An 18981-nucleotide genomic window follows, 5' to 3' on the forward strand; every position below is an offset into this window, starting at 1 on the left:
CCGAGCCCGATGACCGTCACCGCTCCACAGAGCCCGCCCGGCGACCAGGGGCCGGGGGCCGATCCGAGCCCCGCGGGTGCGCCGAAGGCGCCGCCCCAGGCCCCGGCCACCCACCTGCCCGGACGCCGGCCCGGCGGGGGTTCAACGCGCGGAGACTCGCGCCGCAACCTCTCCACGCTGCGCGCCACCGACGTGTACGCCATGCTCGGCGCCGGCGCCGCGTCCCTCGCCCTGACCTGGCTGATCTTCGACCGGCTGCTGCCCTTCAACGGCGCCCTGGGCTTCGTCGTCATCGCCTACGCGCTCTTCATCGCCCTGTACGCGCTGCTTGTCTCCTTCGACGAGGACGGTCCCGCGGTCCGTGACCGGGTGGCCGCCGCGATCGTCCAGAGCCTCGGTCTGGTGATGCTGACCGTGCTGGCCTTCGTGGTCGTCTACACCCTCTACGAGGGGCGTGAGGCGCTGCCGCACCTGAACTTCTACACCGAGTCGATGGCCGACGCGGGTCCGCTGGAGCCCCTCGGCGTCGGCGGCATCGCGCACGCCATCGTCGGCACGCTGTGGCAGATCTCCATCGCCCTGGTGATCTGCATACCGACCGGGCTGGTGTGCGCGGTCTTCCTCAACGAGGTCCCCGGCGCCTTCAGCCGGTTCGTCCGCACCATCGTCGAGGCGATGACAGCGTTGCCATCCATCGTGGCCGGCCTGTTCATCTACGCGACCTTCATCCTGAGCCTCGGTTTCGGACAGTCCGGCCTCGCCGCCGGGCTCGCGATCTCCGTGATGATGCTGCCGATCATCATCCGCGCGGCGGACGTGGTGATCCGGCTGGTCCCCGGCACGCTGCGCGAGGCGTCCTACGCGCTCGGCACCTCACGGTGGCGCACGGTCTGGCACGTGGTGCTCCCCACCTCGCGGTCGGGGCTGACCACGGCGGTCATCCTGGGCACCGCGCGCGGTGTGGGCGAGACCTCGCCGGTCCTGCTGACCGCCGGTTTCACCCAGGAGCTCAACACCAACCCGCTCCACGACCCGATGGTGTCGCTGCCGCTGGCGGCCTTCAAGCTCGTCGAGTCCCCCGAGCCCACCTACATCGCCCGCGGCTTCGGCACCGCGGCGGTGCTTCTGGTGCTGGTGCTCGTCCTGTTCGTCGCGGCCCGCGTCGTCGGCGGCCGCGGGCCGGGCAAGCTGACCCGCCGTCAGGAGCACCGCCGGGTCAGGGCGTCCCGCCGTGACGCGCAGCGCTTCGACGTGTACGCAACCGCCGGCCGGCCGTCCGCCGGTCCCGCCTCGACCAGTCCCGCATCGACGAGGAGCACCCCGTGATATCCGCACCCGTCCGTCGTCCGCGCAGCGTGCGCGTGTACCAGGCGCTGGCGCTGGTCGTCGCACTGGTCTGCGCGCTCATGGCCGTACATCCGCCAGGTGCCTTCGCGGTCACCTACGTGAAGATCAGTGGCTCCGGCTCGACATGGAGCGCCAACGCCATCGAGCAGTGGCGGCGCAACGTACGCCAGCAGGGCATGACCGTGAACTACGCGTCGGTGGGCTCGTCGGTCGGACGTACCCAGTTCGCGAACGGCACCTCCGACTTCGGTGTGTCCGAGATCCCCTACGGCCTCAAGGAGTTCGGTACGACCGACACTCCGCCGCAGCGCAAGTACGCCTACATGCCGATCGTGGCCGGCGGTACGTCGTTCATGTACAACCTGAAGATCGGCGGCAACCGGGTCACCAACCTGCGGCTGTCCGGGGAGGTCCTCAGCAAGATCTTCACCGGCGGGCTCACGATGTGGAACGCGCCGGAGATCAGGGCGGACAACCCCAAGCTGGCCCTCCCCGCCCGTCGTATCGTCCCGGTCATCCGCTCCGACGGCTCCGGCACCACCGCGCAGTTCACCCTGTGGATGTCCAAGCAGTACGGCACCTTGTGGAACGACTACTGCCGTCGGGCGGGCAAGCCCACGCCCTGCGGTCTGACGTCGTACTTCCCGAACATCCCCGGCTCGGGCTTCGTCGCCCAGTCCGGCTCGCTCGGCGTCGCGGGCTACACCAAGCAGCCCCAGGCCGAGGGCGCCATCACCTACGTCGAGTACTCCTACGCCAGGAACGCGGGCTTCCCGGTCGTCAAGGTCCTCAACAAGTCCGGGTACTACGTCGAGCCGACCGCCTCCAGTGTGGCCGTCGCCCTGACCCAGGCGCAGATCAACAACGACTCGCGGTCCGCCAACTACCTCACCCAGAACCTGGACGGGGTCTACACGTACGGCGACCGGCGTACCTACCCGCTGTCCAGCTACAGCTACATGATCGTCCCGACCAAGGAGGAGATGGGGTTCACCAAGGCCAAGGGCGCCACGCTGAGCGCGTTCGACAACTACTTCCTCTGCGAGGGCCAGCAACTGGCCGACCGGCTCGGCTACTCGCCGCTGCCGATCAACCTCGTGCAGGCGGCCATGGAGCAGGTGCGCAGGATCCCCGGCGCCGTGACGGACAACATCAACATCAAGAACTGCAACAACCCGACGTTCTCCAGTGACGGGAAGAACCTCCTGGCCCAGAACGCCCCGTATCCCGCGGCGTGCGACAAGAAGGGTTCGGACCAGTGCGCCACCGGCACCGGCGGCGCCAAGCAGCCCACCTCGCCGAGCGGCTCCGGCACGTCCGGCGGCGGCTCGGGCTCGGGCGGCTCGGGTACGACCGGAGGTTCGGGCACGTCCGGCGGTTCCGGTGCGACGGGCGGATCGGGCGCGACGGGAACGGCCGGTACCACCACCGGCGGCAGCGGTACGGCGGGCAGCACCGGCGGTACGGGCGGGACGACGGCGGGTGGCGTCGTCGACCCCGACACGGGCCAGGTGCTCGGCGGCGACGGAGGCACCGGCGACACCTCGGTCGCCGCCAGCCCGGTCTCCCTCGGCACCGGGGACGCCCTCGGTCTGCGCACCGTGCTGATGGCACTGTCGGCCGTGCTCCTGATCGGCGTGGTCGTCGGGCCACCCCTGATCGGGCGCATGATGTCCCACCGCGCCCGCCGCAAGGGGGGTGTGGCATGACTGCGATGACCGCGATGTCCCGTTCCCGGCGGCGCGTCGTCGCCGCCGTGAGCGCGCTGCTGGCCGCGCTGGTCCTGGCCCTGCTCCCGCTGCCGTCCGCCGCCACCTCCGCCGCGGCGGCGGACGGCGCGGGGGAGGACTCCGCGGTCACGGTGACGGGGAAGCAGGGCAGGTACGACGACTTCTCCAAGCTGAAGGTGACCGTCCACCAGACGAAGAACCTGCGGTCGCAGGGGGTGCGGGTCACCTGGCAAGGCGGGGCGCCGACGATCGACGGACAGAACGCCGCCGTCAACTTCCTCCAGATCATGCAGTGTTGGGGCGACGATCCAGCCGGGCCCGACCGTGATCAGTGCGTCTTCGGCGGCGACGGCTCGATACTCGGGGCCGGAAACGGCCGGCTGGTCGGCACCGATCCGGGCGAGACCCAGTACCCCGGTGGCTTCGTCCCGTTCCGCCCGGTCGGTGACCTGCCCCCCACCAAGTCCTCCCACGACTTCACCTACTTCGGTCCGCTGGACACCAACGAGCAGCGGTTCGCCAGAACCTATGCCGACGGCACGGGCGAGGTGACCTTCGAGGCGCAGGACGGCATCCAGGCGTCCCACCTGGGCTGCGGCATGAACACGGCGCCTGCCGGGAGCGACCCCGTTCCGCGGCACTGCTGGCTGGTGGTCGTCCCGCGCGGCACGCACGACGCGGACGGCACCGAGATCACCAAGCCGAACCAGGCGGGCAATTCACTGCAGAGCTCGCCGCTGTCCGCGACGAACTGGGCTCAGCGGATGGTCGTCCGTCTGGACTTCCAGCCGGTCGACGCGTTCTGTCCGCAGGGCCAGCCGGAGCTGCCCACGGTCGGCTCCGAACTGATGACCGACGCCGTCACTTCCTGGCAGCCGAAGCTGTGCTCGTCCACGGGGAACACGTTCGCCTTCACCCAGGGCGGCGAGGAGGAGGCCAGAGGCCAGGTCCTGAGCACGTCAGCCGACGCGCCCCTGCTGGGCTTCACCGTCGACCCGGTCGCCCGGCCGGAGGACGGATCCAAGGTCGTGCACGCGCCGGTGGCGGTGTCCGGGCTTGCGATCGCCTTCTTCATAGAAGGTCCGTCCGGCGTGGTCCAGGGAATGAAACTGAATCCGCGGCTCGTGGCGAAGATGCTCACCCACTCCTATGCGGAAGACGTGACGCTGGGCGCCACCCCTGATTATCTGATAGGGAACAGCACTTCCCTCGTCACGGATCCGGAATTCAAGGAATTGAATCCTGGATTCCCTCGGCTGACCAATCACCAGCTGAGGAGTCTCATGGTTCCGCTGCAGTCCTCCGACACCACGCGGATCGTCTGGAACTGGCTCCAGTCGGACGCGGACGCCCGAGGCTTCCTCTCCGGGACGAAGGACCGATGGGGGATGCGGGTGAATCGCTATTTCCAGGACCTCAAGCTGGCGGAGAACACCACGCTGACCGACTACCCCAAGGTGGACCCGACGACAACGCCGGCCCTCGGCAACGGGACACCCCCTCTCAGCTACGCGATCACCGACCTGGACCCGTACACGGCCGACCTGCACGACGGGGCCCTACGAACCCGCCGGGGCAACAACACCCGCACCATCCAGTGGCAGTCGGGGGACACCGCCCAGTCGCCGGCCAAGCTCATCAACGACGCGCCCATGTCGGGTCAGCGCGCCGTGATGGCGATCGTCGACGCCGCGTCGGCGGAGCGTTACGGGTTGACGACCGCGGCGCTGCGGAACGCGGACGGCAACTTCGTGAAGCCCTCGGCCGCCACGCTCACGGCCGACGTCGCGACCATGCGGCCGTCGTCCGAGGACGCTTCGGTGCTCAAGCCCGACCCGGCGCGCGCCAAGGGGCAGGCGTATCCGCTGACGGCCGTCGCCTACGCCGCGGCCTCGGTGAACCAGGACGCGAAGGCTCGCAAGGCGTACGCCCGGTTCATCAGGTACGCCGCGGGATCGGGCCAGACGCTCGGCGTGTCGGCGGGCCAGCTGCCCTTCGGCTACGCGCCCTTGCCGGCCCAGCAGCGTCTGCAGGCCCGGACCGCCGCCGACGCCCTGGAGCGCGGCGCGACCACGACCGGCCCTCCGTCCGGCGGGTCGAACCAGGGTGACACGGGAGGGCCCGGATCCGGAGCCGGCACCGGAGGAACCTCCTCCGGCGGGGGCACCGGCGGAGCGTCCGGGGGCGGAACGGGCGGCGGGGCCACCCCCTCGGCCTCGGACTCCGCCGCCGCGGTGAACGGCTCCGCTCCTCCCTCCTCGGGGCCGCAGCAAAATGTCGCGGAAGCCAAGGCCGGATTCACCCCCGGAGAGATCCTGGGAGTTATTCGCTGGATTCTTCTCGTCGTCCTGTTCCTGGGTGGTGCGGCAGGACTTTCGGGTCCGATAATGCTGCATTTCGCGCAGCGTCGGACTCCCTAGGAGACACCTAGGAAGCCTGCCCGTAACCTTTCTCTCACGGGGAATTGGTTGGTCACCGCGCGGAAATCCTGGAATTGTTTGTGGTGGCCGACCGACGGGCCGGCAGGAAAAAGATCCGGATTTTGCTTGAACGGCCAGCCTTCGAAATCCAGAAAACAAGGGGTTCAGAAGTGAACGTCAAGTCTCGCGCCAAGGTCGGCGCTGCTTTCGGTGTCGCGGCTCTCGGTCTCGGCATCCTGGCCTCCCCCGCTTCGGCGGACCCGAACCCGGTCACCGACTACCGTCAGCTGGCTGGTGTCGGCTCGGACACCACGCAGTACGTCATGAACGGCATCGGCGACGCCGTCACGAACGCGGGCGGCAAGATCGTCGCGTCGTGGAACGCCACCGGCACCGCCACCGTGAAGACCAAGGCGACCGGCTGTGACACCGTCGCCCGCCCGGACGGCTCCTCGGCCGGTATCAACGCGCTGAACGCCGACATCACCGCCGGTACCCACTGCATCGACTTCGCCCGCTCCTCGCGTGGCCCGGTGGACACCACCACCACGGACCTCACGTGGATCCCGTACGCCAAGGACGGTGTGACCTACGCCACCGACCTGGGCAGCACGCTGCCGACGAACCTGACGAAGGCGCAGTTGGCCGCGATCTACCAGTGCAACTCCACCGAGTTCCCGAACGCGCAGCCGCTGCTGCCGCAGTCCGGCTCCGGTACCCGGACCTTCTGGCTGTCGGCCATCGGGATCACCGAGGCGCAGGTCGGCTCCTGCGTCGACGGCACCATCCAGGAGCACAACGGCGCGGCGATCCTCAACGGCAACCAGCTCATGCCGTACTCGATCGCCCAGTGGATCGCCCAGGGCAAGGGCCTCTCCGACGTCCCGAACCGTCGCGGTGAGTCGCGTCTGCGCAGCATCAACGGCCTGGCGCCCACCACGGGCACGGGCTCCGCGATCGCGCTCAACACGGCCTTCGACCCCGGCTTCCTGCGCGACGTCTACAACGTCGTCCCGACCGCCAACCTCTCGGACTCGGTCGTCGCCGGGACCTTCGTCGGTTCGGGCTCGAAGGTCTGCGCCGCCACCTCCACGATCGCGACCTACGGCTTCGGCGCCGTGTCCAACTGCGGTGCCACCACGCTCACGGGCGAGCGGTGATCCGTGATCGTCGTCTGATCCTCGCGTGACGGCCGGGCACCCTCCAGGTGCCCGGCCCCACGCGCTGTCCCTGACATCCGTCAACGTAATCCGTCAACCGTCCCCCGGGGGGCATCGCCGTGACAGTGCCACAACCATTCCGAAGAGCGGCCGCGATCGTGGCCGCCTGTGCCTTACTCGCCCTGGGCCTCGTGGTCCTGGCCATGTCCCAGTCCCAGCCTGCCCGGGCGGCGTCCGTCGGCGAGTTCACCATGACGCCCGCCGGCGGCAGGATGAGTGACCCGCAGCCCATCGCCGGCTCGATCGCGATCCCCGGCGCGTGTCCCGCCGCCACCATCGAGGACCTCAACTGGAACAGCGTCCTCGCCCTGTACGTCGTCAAGGCCGACGGCACCGAGGTGAAGGCGCTCAACGGGATCACCAACAAGGCCCCCTACACCGCGGCGACCCCGGCGGTCTCGCTGGTCGCGGCGGACAACCCGGGGATGGTGGTCAGCAGCCTGTCGGACGCCATCACGGGCGACGGCACCTACGAGCTGCGCCTGCGGTGCGTGGACAACTACGACTGGGCCGTTCCGCCCGACTCGATCGTGCCGGGCGACCCGTACTGGACCCAGAAGATCACCGTCACCGGCGACAACTGGGTGGTCGGCACAGGCGCGGAGGCCACCCAGGTCGCGCTGACCGCCTCCCCCGCCGTGGTCGCGCCCGGCGAGGAGACCACGCTCACCGCGACGGTGTCGCCCGCGGCGGCGGCCGGCACCGTCACCTTCCTGGAAGGCGCCACCACGCTGGGCCAGGCCACGGTCGCCAGTGGCAAGGCCGAGTTCAAGACGTCGACGCCGGCCGAGGGGGACCACAGCGTCACGGCCCGCTTCACTCCGGGGAACGCCGCCGACTGGGGAGCCTCGGAATCCGCGCCCTTCGCGGTGACCGTGCAGCTGCCGAGATACGAGATGCGCGACGCCGCGGGGAAGCTGCTGGCCTACAACCCCGAGCTGCAGCGCGGCCAGACCGTGAAGGTCCTCATCCGCGGATGCCAGCCGAACGCGACGTACTCGATGACCATGTTCCACAACGACGCCACCTTCCCCACCGCGACGGCCGACGCGAGCGGAACGGTCACCTGGTCCACTCTGACCGTGCCGGACGACGCCGTGGCAGGGGCGAGCAACTGGGACTACAGCCCGGACTGCACCGGCGGCAAGAACCCCGTGCGCGCGGTGGACTTCACCGTCCCCGAGCCGTCCTCCGGGTCCCCGTCGGCGAGCCCGACCGACTCCCCGACGGACACCCCCTCCGGCGAGCCCACCGACGGTTCCAGCAGTGAACCGACCGACGGCTCCTCGGGCGACTCGTCCGGCACCACGTCCGGCACCACCACGACCGGTGGCGGCGGCACCGGCGGCGACTCCACCTCCGGCGGGACCTCGCCCACCGGGGGGCTCGCCTCCACCGGCAGCCAGATCGCGCTGTTCTCCGGCCTCGGAGCCGTCGTCCTCGTCACGGCCGGCGTCCTCGCCGTGCGGTACGGCCGCCGCGAGGGGCTGCTGAAGTTCGGCGACCCCCGCTCGTAGCGGCTCGGGAGCACGGGCGGCGGGCCCCCACCCCGCCGCCCGCGCCTTCGTATCTCCACCACACACCTCTCCACAGGAGCGCTCCCCGTGACCGTGTTGTCCCCGCCCCCGCCGGCCGACGCGCCGCCGGTGCCGGCGCCCGCACCCGAGCCCAGGTCCGAAGCGGGGCCGCCGCGGGCCGAGCGTCCCGGCTTCGCGTTCGCCGGGGCCGCGCTGTGCGTGCTCGCCGCGCTGCTGCTCGGCTTCGCCGCCAACCTCACCATCGTCGGCCACCTCCAGCACGCGCGTGACCAGCAGACCGCGTACGACGAGTTCCGCCGTCAACTCGCCCTCGGAACGGCACCGGTGGGCCAGCGGGGGTACGACGGCAGGATGCTGGAGCCCGGCGCGCCCGTCGCCCTGCTGCGCATCCCGGCGCTGGGCCTGAAGGAGGTCGCGGGGGAGGGCACCACCTCCGGTGTGCTGATGTCCGGCCCCGGCCACCGCCGGGACACCCCGCTGCCGGGACAGGCCGGCACCAGCGTCATCATGGGCCGTCAGTGGGGGTACGGCAGCCCGTTCAACGACCTGCACCAACTGCCCCTCGGCACCGAGATCCGGCTGACGACCGGTCAGGGCACCGCCACCTACAAGGTCTCCTCCATCCGCCGCAAGGGCGACCCGCTGCCGCCCACGCTCAAGCAGGGCCAGGGCCGGCTCACGCTCATCACCGCCGACGGCGCCCCCTACACCCCCTCCGGCACCCTCCGCTTGGACGCGACCCTGGCGAGTGCCGTACAGCCCGCCCCGCCCCGCCCGCTGGCGCTCGGCTGGATCGACGAGTCCGAGCAGGCCCTGGGCACGGAGAACGCCGCCTGGCTCTCGGTCTTCCTCTGGTCGCAGGGGCTGCTCGGCGCGGCCCTGCTCACCATGGCCGCGTACCGCGTGTGGGGCCGCTGGCAGACCTGGATCGTCTGCGTGCCCGTGCTGACCGCCCTCGGCCTCGCCGTCTCCGGCGCCGCCACCCGCCTGCTGCCCAACCTGCTCTGACCGACGAGGAGTTCCACCATCATGTCCGACACGAACCCGACGCTCGTCGACGAGATCCTCGACCCGACGGTGAAGATGCGGAGCACCAGGGCGAGCAGGCCCGTCGTCGCCGGCCCCGGCCCCGGCGAGAGCAACCCGGCGACCCTGGAGGCCGACTCCATCTCGGCCTGGTTCGGCGAGCACAAGGTCCTGGAGCACGTGTCGCTCACCATGCCCGCCCGCAAGGTCACCGCGCTCATCGGCCCGTCCGGCTGCGGCAAGTCCACGTTCCTGCGGATCCTCAACCGCATGCACGAACTGATCGGCTCCGCCTCCCTCGCGGGCCGGGTGCTGCTGGACGGCGAGGACATCTACGACCGCGGCCGCCGCATCACCCACGCCCGCCGCCAGATCGGCATGGTCTTCCAGAAGCCGAACCCCTTCCCGGCGATGTCCATCTACGACAACGTCACCGCAGGCCTGAAGCTCGGCGGCATCAAGGCCGGCCGCGAGAACAAGGACTGGCTCGTCGAGGAGTGCCTGACGAAGGCGGGCCTGTGGAAAGAGGTCCGGGACCGGCTCCGGCAGCCCGGCGGCGCGCTCTCCGGCGGCCAGCAGCAGCGTCTGTGCATCGCGCGTTCGCTGGCCGTACGACCGCGGGTCCTGCTCATGGACGAGCCGTGCTCCGCGCTGGACCCGACCTCGACACGGCGCATCGAGGAGACGATCCACGAGCTGTCCGAAGAGGTCACCATCGTGATCGTCACCCACAACATGCAGCAGGCCGCCCGGGTCTCCGACCAGTGCGCGTTCTTCCTCGCCGAGCAGGGCACCCCCGGCGCCATCGTCGAACACGGCACCACGGACGCGATGTTCAACAACCCGCAGGACCCCCGCACGACGGACTACGTGAACGGACGCTTCGGATAGGACGACCGGTCACACGAACGGAGGCGTCGGATGCCAGGCACCCTCCGAGCGACGAGCGAGGGACGATCCGGCCGCGCGGTGGCCCGTACCGCGGCCCTCCTGGCCGCTGTCGCCTCCGTCGCCCTCGCCGGCTGCGCCGTCCCCGGAGCGCCTGAGAAGGCGTCGGCGGGCCCACCCGCGTCCGTCCCGCCCACCGAGCGGACAGCCCCGGACGCGGCCGGGCCCACCCGACTCGGGACCTCGGCCCGCCCCCGCACGCCCGAACCCACCCCCACTCCACCTCCCCGCGACCCCGCTCCGCAGGCCTCGCCGTCCCCCGGCGCGCCCACCGTGTCGCCGACGACGAAGCTCCCGGACCTGTCGCGCACACCACCCCCGTCCCACTCGCCGCGCCCCGGCACCACGCCCGCGAAGCCGTCACCGAGGCCGTCGGCCGGTGCCGAGACGTTCGGTCGGCGTGGCCCGGACGCTTCGACCACCCTGCGCATCGGCTCCTGGTCGGCCCGGGTGGTACGCGGTGGGCAGGACGCGGTGGACGCGTGCCGCGACGCCGTGCAGTGGACGGGGCCCGACCTGGGGACGGAGGACGGCTACGCGCTGCGTACCGCCGTCGTCGTCGGCCACGACTACTGCGGCTTCGAGCGGTTCGCCGAGCTGCCCGTGGGCACCGTCGTCACGGCCACGACGCCACGCGGCACGTTCGAGTACCGCGTGTACGCCCACTACCTCAGCCCCGGCCGCGGCACCCCGTCCCAGGGCCTGTACTGGGGCGACCTCACGCTCCAGTCCTGCGTCGGCCCGAACACGGGCTTCAGCTACCTCATGCGCGTGTGAGGCGGCGCGGCCGGAGCCCGACACGGGGTTCAGTTGCCTGGGGGGGGGCGGGCTGAACCCCGTGTCCGGCCCATGCGCGGCGTCCCGCCCATCGCAGTGATGGGGGGCGCGGGACACCTGGCGGGCGGATGCGTCCAAGGGGGGTGAGGAGCACATCCGCGCTTCCCTCCAGCGTGGGACGCGCGGGGACGGAGCAGGCAGCCGAGAAGCATGCGACAGCCCAACTCCCCGTGAATCGAGAGACGTTCGAATCCAGGTGTGGTGCCGTACGGACGCCGGCTCAGGGCGCGCTCGGCCACACCAGCGCCATGTACGCGCTCCAGTACGCCGAACTCAGCAGGGCCGCGGTCACGGCGAGGGCCCGGAAGCGGGCTGAGGCGCGGGACAGATGGAGGGCCAGCGGGAGCAGGAGCGGGAAGCCGGGCAGGAGGAAGCGGGCACGGGGGAAGTAGACGCCGCCGCTGCCCAGCACGATCAGCAGCAGGACGCCGGTGAAGACCAGCAGAGGGAGCGGCTGCCGGTCCCAGGCCCCCAGGGCGTAGAGGACCACGGACACGATCAGCGTGAGCGTCACCATCACCAGGAACAGCTCCGGCCTGGAGTCGTCCGCGAGGACCTCCCGCACACGGCGCAGGGTCTCCGCGCCGCCGTCCCAGTCGTTGTGCCACAGCCGCTGCACGGCGAAGTAGCCGTCCCATCGGCCCAGGCGCACACCCACCCAGCCGACGTAGGCGAACCAGCCCGCCGGGGCGAGGGCCGCGGCCGCGAGGACGCGGGGCGAGAAGCGGTGCCGCAGGGAGAGCAGGGCCGTGACGGTGACCGCGGCCGCCGCCGCGATGCCCGTCGGGCGGGTCAGGCCCGACAACGACGCCAGGGTGCCCGCCCAGAGCCAGCGGCCGGTGAGCACCGCGTACAGCGACCAGGCGGCGAACGCCGTGAAGAGGGACTCGGTGTAACCCATCCACTGGACCAGGCCGACCGGAAGGGCCGCCCACAGGAACGTCAGCAGCAGGGCCACCCGCCGGCCGTGGAGATGGTGGCCGACGGCGAAGACCCCCCACGCGGCGAGGAAGGAGGCGACGATCGAGATCGCCAGGCCCGTCGTGGCGCGCGTACCCGGGGTCAGGACCGCGGCCGCCTTGACCAGCAACGGGTACAGCGGGAAGAACGCGAGGTTGTTCGCGTCGTACCGGGTGCCCAGGTGGTGGGTGTAGCCGTGCTGGGCGATGCCCAGATACCAGTCCGCGTCCCACTGCGTGGCCAGGACGGGCCACACGCCGTGGTGTTGATGGTGCGCCCACAGGGTGAGGAACAGCAGACTCACGAGGCGTACGGCCCCGTAGGCGAGCAGGGCGGGGGCCGCCCGGCGCAGCTGGGTGCGGAAGGCGCACAGGGTGCCTGTGCGCGCACGCGTGCTGGTGCCCGTACTCGTGTTCGTGTTCGTGGTCGCGGGGAATTCGCCGGGAGCGTTCCGGGGTGGGGAGGATGTCGGCCGGGAAGCGGTCGAGGACACGCGGCAGCTCCTGGGGCTCGGCGGTGCGCTACCGCCAACCGTTCCTCGGTCGGATGGTGGCGCACCGGAGCGCTGCGTCAACTGCCGGGCGGAAATCACCCGTACGTGGCTGGGCCCTGGACTCGGGCCCTCGCGGAGGTGCCGGATCCGAGGCGCCGGATCCGAGGTGCCGGATCCGAGACGCGGGATCAGATGCCGGCCGCCGCCGACAGGTCCCGCTTGATCCCCGCGAGCAGCTCGGCGGCCTTCGCGTGGGCCGTGGGCAGCTCGGCGTGCGAGCCCACCGGGACCACGACCTCCAGGTAGCACTTCAGCTTCGGCTCGGTGCCGCTGGGGCGCACGATGACGCGGGCGCCGTCCAGCGTGTAGCGCAGCCCGTCGGTCGGCGGAAGCGTGTCCGTGCCCTTCGTCAGGTCCTCGGACCCGGTGATGGGCAGGCCCGCCAGCTCCGTCGGGGGCTGCTCGCGCAGCCGGCCCATCGCGTTCGCGATGACGGACAGGTCCTCCACGCGGACCGAGAGCTGGTCGGTGGCGTGCAGACCGTGCGTCACGGCGATGTCGTCGAGGAGATCGAGGAGGGTGCGGCCCGCCTCCTTCAGCTCGGAGGCGAGCTCCGTGATGAGCAGGGCCGCGGTGATGCCGTCCTTGTCGCGTACGCCGTCCGGGTCGACGCAGTATCCGAGCGCCTCCTCGTAGCCGTAGCGCAGGCCCTCCACCCGGGCGATCCACTTGAAGCCGGTGAGCGTCTCCTCGTAGGGGAGGCCCGCCTTCTCGGCGATCCGGCCGAGGAGGGAGGAGGAGACGATCGACTCCGCGAAGGTGCCGCGCGCGCCGCGGTTCACCAGGTGCTGGGCGAGCAGCGCGCCGACCTCGTCGCCGCGCAGCATGCGCCAGTCGGCACCGTCCCTGACGGCCACCGCGCAACGGTCCGCGTCCGGGTCGTTGGCGATGATCAGGTCGGGGCCGGTCTCGCGGGCCTTCGCGAAGGCCAGGTCCATCGCGCCGGGCTCTTCCGGGTTGGGGAAGGCGACGGTGGGAAAGTCGGGGTCCGGTTCCGCCTGCTCGGCGACGAGCGCGGGCTCCGGGAAGCCGGCCCGGGCGAAGGCGGCGAGCAGGACGTCCTTGCCGACACCGTGCATCGCCGTGTAGACGGTGCGGGCGGTGCGAGGGGAGTCCTGGGCGAGGACGGCGTCCGTACGGGCCAGGTAGGCGTCCAGGACGCCCTCGTCGAGGGTCTCCCAGCCGGAGTCCGGGCGGGGGACGTCGGCGAGGCTGCCGACGGCGGCGATCTCGGCGGCGATCTCGGCGTCCGCAGGGGGGACGATCTGCGAACCGTCGCCCAGGTAGACCTTGTAGCCGTTGTCGCGGGGCGGGTTGTGGCTGGCGGTGACCTCCACGCCGGCCGCGGCGCCGAGATGCCGTATGGCGTACGCCAGGACGGGCGTGGGCAGGGGGCGGGGGAGGACGGCGGCGCGCAGGCCCGCGCCCGTCATCACCGCGGCGGTGTCGCGGGCGAAGTCGGCGGACTTGTGGCGGGCGTCGTAGCCGATGACGACGAGGCCGTCCGTCTCGCCCTGCTTCCTGAGGTACGCGGCCAGGCCGGCGGCGGCACGGATGACCACCGCGCGGTTCATGCGCATCGGGCCCGCGCCGAGTTCGCCCCGGAGGCCGGCGGTGCCGAACTGGAGGGTGCCGCTGAAGCGTGCGGTGAGCTCGGGGACGTCCTTGGCGGCGATGAGCTCGGCGAGCTCCTCGCGGGTTTCCGGGTCGGGGTCCTCGGCGAGCCACGCCTCGGCCCGTGCGATGAGTTCGTCCTGCACGTCGGGTGAACCTCTCTGTTTGTGCTGCCCTTGCTGTGTACCCGGCCAGGAGGTGGGTCTGTCGGCCGCAGGTGGGCGGGGGTTGCCCGCGCAGTTCCCCGCGCCCCTGCAGGCGGGGCTTCGCCCCGCGTCCCCCGCCTGCCCGTGGTCTTTCGGCCGACGGCCGGTGGGGGCTGGTCGCGCAGTTCCCCGCGCCCCTGAAAGCCTCCAGCCCGTCCGGCGTATGAGGCCTGGGCCGTCAGGCCGATGGGGCGCCAGGGCGTAGCCCCGTGCCCCAGGGGCACGGGGAACTGCGCGACCAGCCCCCACCGCCCCGCAGTCGAAGAACGCACCCCAGGTTGAGGATGGGACCCCTACAGGCGGTCCAGGACCTGGGTGAGCAGGGCGCCCATGCGGGTCGCGGAGTCGCGGCCGGCCTGGAGGACCTCCTCGTGGTTGAGAGGCTCGCCCGTCATACCGGCGGCGAGGTTGGTGACGAGGGAGATGCCGAGAACCTCCGCACCGGCCTCACGCGCCGCGATCGCCTCGAGAACCGTCGACATGCCGACGAGGTCCGCGCCGAGGACACGGGCCATCCGGATCTCGGCCGGCGTCTCGTAGTGCGGCCCGGTGAACTGCGCGTAGACGCCCTCCTCCAGGGTGGGGTCGACCTCCTTGCAGAGGGCGCGCAGCCGCGGCGAGTACAGGTCGGTCAGGTCGACGAAGTTCGCCCCGACGATCGGGGACGTCGCCGTCAGGTTGATGTGGTCGCTGATCAGCACCGGCTGGCCGGGGCGCATGTCCGCGCGCAGGCCACCGCAGCCGTTGGTGAGCACGATGGTCTTGCAGCCCGCGGCGACGGCGGTACGCACGCCGTGCGCGACGGCGGCGACCCCGCGGCCCTCGTAGTAGTGGGTGCGGCCGAGGAAGACCAGGGCCCGCTTGTCACCGACCTTGTACGAGCGGATCTTGCCGCCGTGCCCCTCGACCGCCGGCGGGGGGAACCCGGGCAGCTCGGTGACCTGGAACTCGGCCTCGGGGGTGCCGAGGGCGTCCACGGCCGGAGCCCAGCCGGAGCCCATCACGAGCGCGACGTCGTGGGTCTCGGCGCCCGTGAGCTCCCGCAGGCGGGTGGCGGCGGCGTCGGCGGCGGCGTGGGGGTCGCCCTGGATGTCGTCCGGAAGAAGAGATGCGTTCACGCGCATGAGGGTAGCTGGTCCAGGCCTACGCGCGTAGATGACGGAGGTCACGGTCTTGCGATCGTTGTCTTGTCGTTTCCGACGAAGGGATGGGAACGCGGTGGACCGGCGCTTCCCATCAGGGGTGCCCCCGGCAGGGCCGCCCGGGGCGCGGAAGGGCCCCTCAGCAGGGACGCTTGCGCAGTTCCATCACATAGTCGTGGGGCGCGCCCGCCGACTCCGCCGCGTCGGCGATCTCACCGAGGTAGCGCGCGGAGGGGAGTCCGCCCTCGTACCCGTTCAGTACGTACACCCACGCGGGCTCCTCGCCCTCCAGCGTGTGCACCCGTACGCGCATCCGGCGATATATGTCGAGGCCCACGCCCTCCCAGCGGTCCATGGAGTCCTCGTCCAGGGGGGCGATGTCGTACAGCGCCACGAAGACCTGTGAGCGGGGGGCCTCGACGAGGGTCACCAGCGCGCCTTCCCAGCCCATGTGCTCGCCCCCGAACGTCAGCCGCCAGCCGTTCAGCCAGCCCGTGGCGCGCAGCGGCGAGTGCGGGGCGCGGCGCGTCATGAGCCGCGGGTCGAGATTGCCGGCGTACGCGGCGTAGAGCGACATGAGGTCGAGGGTACGGCAGGGAGCACAGGAGCCTCTTGCGTAACAGAACGCATAAGCGCATAACGGAGGAGCACATAACGGATGGGGCTCGGATGGGGGCGGGCGCGGCCCCCGGGCGGAAGCATCTTGAAGCGTGCGGGACAATGGAGTACGTGACTCGGATCGTGATCATCGGTGGCGGACCCGGCGGATATGAGGCGGCGCTGGTTGCCGCCCAGCTCGGCGCGGAGGTGACCGTCGTCGACTGCGACGGTCTGGGCGGGGCGTCGGTGCTCACCGACTGCGTGCCGTCGAAGACCCTTATCGCGACGGCCGAGGTGATGACCACCTTCGACTCGTCGTACGAGGAGCTGGGGATCATCGTCGCCGACGACACCCCTCCCGCGGAGCAGGCGGCCCGGGTCGTCGGCGTCGACCTCGGGAAGGTCAACCGGCGTGTGAAGCGGCTCGCGCTCGCGCAGTCGCACGACATCACGGCCTCCGTGACGCGGGCCGGCGCGCGGGTGCTGCGCGGGCGTGGGCGACTGGAGGGCATGCAGTCCCTGGACGGCTCGCGCAAGGTCGTCGTACGGGCCGCGGACGGGACCGAGGAGACGCTCGTCGCCGACGCGGTGCTGATCGCGACCGGCGGGCATCCGCGTGAGCTGCCCGACGCGCAGCCGGACGGCGAGCGGATTCTGAACTGGACGCAGGTCTACGACCTCGACGAGCTCCCGGAGGAGCTCATCGTCGTCGGTTCCGGTGTCACCGGTGCCGAGTTCGCCGGTGCCTACCAGGCGCTCGGGTCGCGCGTCACGCTCGTCTCCAGCCGCGACCGCGTGCTGCCGGGCGAGGACCCGGACGCCGCCGCGGTGCTGGAGGACGTGTTCCGGCGCCGTGGCATGAACGTCATGGCCCGCTCCCGCGCCGAATCCGCCAAGCGCGTCGGCGACCGGGTCGAGGTCACGCTCTCCGACGGTCGGGTCATCAGCGGCTCGCACTGTCTGATGGCCGTCGGCGCCATCCCGAACAGCAGCGGAATGGGTCTGGAGGAGGCCGGGGTGAGGGTCAGGGACTCCGGGCACATCTGGACCGACAAGGTCTCCAGGACCACCGCCCCGGGTGTGTACGCCGCCGGTGACGTGACGGGCGTCTTCGCCCTCGCCTCCGTCGCGGCGATGCAGGGACGCATCGCCATGTACCACTTCCTGGGCGACGCGGTCGCTCCGCTGAACCTGAAGACCGTCTCGTCCAACGTCTTCACCGACCCCGAGATCGCCACCGTCGGCTACTCGCAGGCCGACGTGGACGCGGGCAAGATCGACGCCCGTGTCGTCAAGCTGCCCCTGCTGCGCAACCCGCGCGCCAAGATGCAGGGCATCCGGGACGGCTTCGTCAAGATCTTCTGCCGCCCCGGCACCGGGATCATCGTCGGTGGCGTGGTCGTCGCGCCGCGCGCCTCGGAACTGATCCATCCCATCTCGATCGCGGTCGACAACAATCTGACGGTCGAACAGATCGCGAACGCGTTCACCGTCTATCCCTCCCTTTCGGGCTCGATCGCCGAGGTCGCACGGCAGTTGCACACCCGCAAGGCGGGCGACGAAGGCTGACGCCCCACCCCGACTTCCCGCTGGTCACGGGGAGTTGTCGACCATTCGTACGGCATAGGCGGAGCGAGTAGGCGCGTATACCACTTCGCGTACTGCCATGCGAACAACTTCTGTTATTCGGCGCAAACTGCTGAAAGCAGACGGTCGTTGGGGTTACTGTCAGTTTCGTGTTCGCTGCAGAACGTCGCCAATTGATCCTCGAAATGGTGCGAGCGAACGGGGCCGTGTCGCTCCGTGAGCTCGCCCGCGTCGTCCAGACCTCCGAAGTGACCGTACGGCGGGACGTGCGCGCACTGGAGGCAGAAGGACTCCTCGACCGCCGGCATGGCGGTGCGGTATTGCCGGGCGGGTTCACGCGGGAGTCCGGCTTTCCGCAGAAATCGCATCTCGCGACCGCCGAGAAGACGGCCATCGCCGATCTCGCCGCGGGTCTCGTCGAAGAGGGCGAGGCCATCGTGGTGGGCGCGGGCACCACTACGCAGGAGCTGGCGCGCCGGCTCGCGCGGGTGCCCGGGCTGACCGTCGTCACCAACTCCCTGCTGGTGGCGCAGGCGCTGGCCCATGCCAACCGCGTCGAGGTCGTGATGACCGGCGGCACCCTGCGCGGTTCCAACTACGCCCTGGTCGGCAGCGGCGCCGAGCAGTCCCTCCAGGGGCTGCGGGTCTCGCGGGCCTTCCTCTCCGGCAGTGGGCTCACCGCCGAGCGCGGGCTGTCCACCTCCAACATGCTGTCGGCGTCCGTCGACCGCGCGTTGGTGCAGGCCGCCGCGGAGGTCGTCGTCCTCGCCGACCACACCAAGCTCGGCACCGACACCATGTTCCAGACGGTGCCGACCGATCTGATCACCCGCCTGGTCACGGACGAGCCGCCGGCGCACGACGACCGTGCGGTCACCGAACTGCAGGCCCTGGCGGACCAGGGCGTACAGATCGCGGTGGCCGGGCAGGCGGGCGGCGGCACGGGAGGGGACGCGGTCCCGACGGGGCGCCAGCCGCGCCGGGACATGCCTCTCCCCGGTCCGCGCCGCGGCCAGGTGCCGGGTGCGGGACCGCAGTTGCGCAGCGCTACCGTCCTGGGCGAGCAGTCCCCGGGAGAGCGGGCGCGAGTGGCGGATTTGCGCCGCCGCTGACCGACTCGACCGGCGTGCACCCCCATGGGCCGTATGGCGTACGCCGGGCACCCTCCACTCGGCCGTCCCCCCGCCCCGCTACGGGGAAGCGGCCCAGCTCACGGCCTACGGGTGCGGTTTGTCCGCATGCGTCCCGGCTTG

General features: G+C 71.3%; 14 protein-coding genes. 10 read left to right on the top strand and 4 right to left on the bottom strand.

From position 1 onward, the window contains the following. Positions 1-9: 9 nt before the first annotated feature. The 8 genes from pstA to FNV62_RS31730 all read left to right on the top strand — a co-directional run bounded on the left by pstA (position 10) and on the right by FNV62_RS31730 (position 11006). Positions 10-1326 (top strand): phosphate ABC transporter permease PstA, encoded by a 1317-nt coding sequence (gene pstA, locus FNV62_RS31695; RefSeq protein ID WP_097286002.1) that lies wholly within the window; start codon positions 10-12, stop codon positions 1324-1326. After that, a complete protein-coding gene (gene pstS / locus FNV62_RS31700; RefSeq protein ID WP_225900443.1) occupies positions 1323-3056 on the top strand; it encodes a phosphate ABC transporter substrate-binding protein PstS in 1734 nt (577 codons plus the stop codon). Before pstA ends, pstS begins: the two co-directional genes overlap by 4 nt. Beyond that, complete coding sequence (locus tag FNV62_RS31705; RefSeq protein WP_143627901.1) at positions 3053-5497, top strand: hypothetical protein; 2445 nt, start codon at positions 3053-3055, stop codon at positions 5495-5497. The genes pstS and FNV62_RS31705 overlap by 4 nt, the downstream gene beginning before the upstream one ends. 170 nt (positions 5498-5667) lie before the next feature. Continuing rightward, complete coding sequence (locus FNV62_RS31710) at positions 5668-6657, top strand: hypothetical protein (RefSeq protein ID WP_097286004.1); 990 nt, start codon at positions 5668-5670, stop codon at positions 6655-6657. Positions 6658-6815: 158 nt separating this feature from the next. Continuing rightward, positions 6816-8234 carry an Ig-like domain-containing protein gene (locus tag FNV62_RS31715; protein WP_143651739.1) on the top strand — a complete coding sequence of 473 codons (1419 nt, stop codon included), beginning with the start codon at positions 6816-6818 and terminating at the stop codon, positions 8232-8234. 87 nt (positions 8235-8321) lie between these two features. Continuing rightward, positions 8322-9263 (top strand): sortase, encoded by a 942-nt coding sequence (locus FNV62_RS31720; RefSeq protein ID WP_143627905.1) that lies wholly within the window; start codon positions 8322-8324, stop codon positions 9261-9263. A 21-nt stretch (positions 9264-9284) separates the two neighbouring features. Further along, positions 9285-10172, top strand: coding sequence for a phosphate ABC transporter ATP-binding protein PstB (gene pstB, locus FNV62_RS31725; protein WP_225900444.1), 888 nt, complete (start codon positions 9285-9287; stop codon positions 10170-10172). A gap of 30 nt (positions 10173-10202) precedes the next feature. Continuing rightward, a complete protein-coding gene (locus FNV62_RS31730) occupies positions 10203-11006 on the top strand; it encodes a hypothetical protein (RefSeq protein WP_143627907.1) in 804 nt (267 codons plus the stop codon). Positions 11007-11286: 280 nt separating this feature from the next. Here FNV62_RS31730 and FNV62_RS31735 read toward each other — a convergent pair whose 3' ends face one another. From FNV62_RS31735 to FNV62_RS31750, 4 genes are all read right to left on the bottom strand, one after another. Next, on the bottom strand, positions 11287-12519 hold the full coding sequence (locus FNV62_RS31735) for a hypothetical protein (protein ID WP_373559511.1): 1233 nt from the start codon (positions 12517-12519) through the stop codon (positions 11287-11289). 188 nt (positions 12520-12707) lie between these two features. Continuing rightward, positions 12708-14339 (bottom strand): phospho-sugar mutase, encoded by a 1632-nt coding sequence (locus FNV62_RS31740; protein ID WP_143627909.1) that lies wholly within the window; start codon positions 14337-14339, stop codon positions 12708-12710. A 353-nt stretch (positions 14340-14692) separates the two neighbouring features. After that, positions 14693-15517 carry a purine-nucleoside phosphorylase gene (locus tag FNV62_RS31745; RefSeq protein WP_060896436.1) on the bottom strand — a complete coding sequence of 275 codons (825 nt, stop codon included), beginning with the start codon at positions 15515-15517 and terminating at the stop codon, positions 14693-14695. Positions 15518-15680: 163 nt separating this feature from the next. Then, the gene (locus FNV62_RS31750) at positions 15681-16118 is read right to left on the bottom strand and encodes a gamma-glutamylcyclotransferase (protein ID WP_054233631.1); all 438 of its coding nucleotides are present in this window, start codon (positions 16116-16118) and stop codon (positions 15681-15683) included. Between the two features lie 143 nt (positions 16119-16261). Between FNV62_RS31750 and FNV62_RS31755 the strand changes: the two genes are divergently transcribed. Together FNV62_RS31755 and FNV62_RS31760 are read left to right on the top strand one after the other, a co-directional pair. Continuing rightward, on the top strand, positions 16262-17710 hold the full coding sequence (locus FNV62_RS31755; protein WP_054233630.1) for an NAD(P)H-quinone dehydrogenase: 1449 nt from the start codon (positions 16262-16264) through the stop codon (positions 17708-17710). 167 nt (positions 17711-17877) lie between these two features. Next, positions 17878-18840 carry a DeoR/GlpR family DNA-binding transcription regulator gene (locus tag FNV62_RS31760; RefSeq protein WP_079089491.1) on the top strand — a complete coding sequence of 321 codons (963 nt, stop codon included), beginning with the start codon at positions 17878-17880 and terminating at the stop codon, positions 18838-18840. The last annotated feature ends 141 nt before the right edge of the window (positions 18841-18981 follow it).

Source organism: Streptomyces sp. RLB3-17 (assembly GCF_007113425.2).
GTDB lineage: Bacteria > Actinomycetota > Actinomycetes > Streptomycetales > Streptomycetaceae > Streptomyces > Streptomyces mirabilis_D.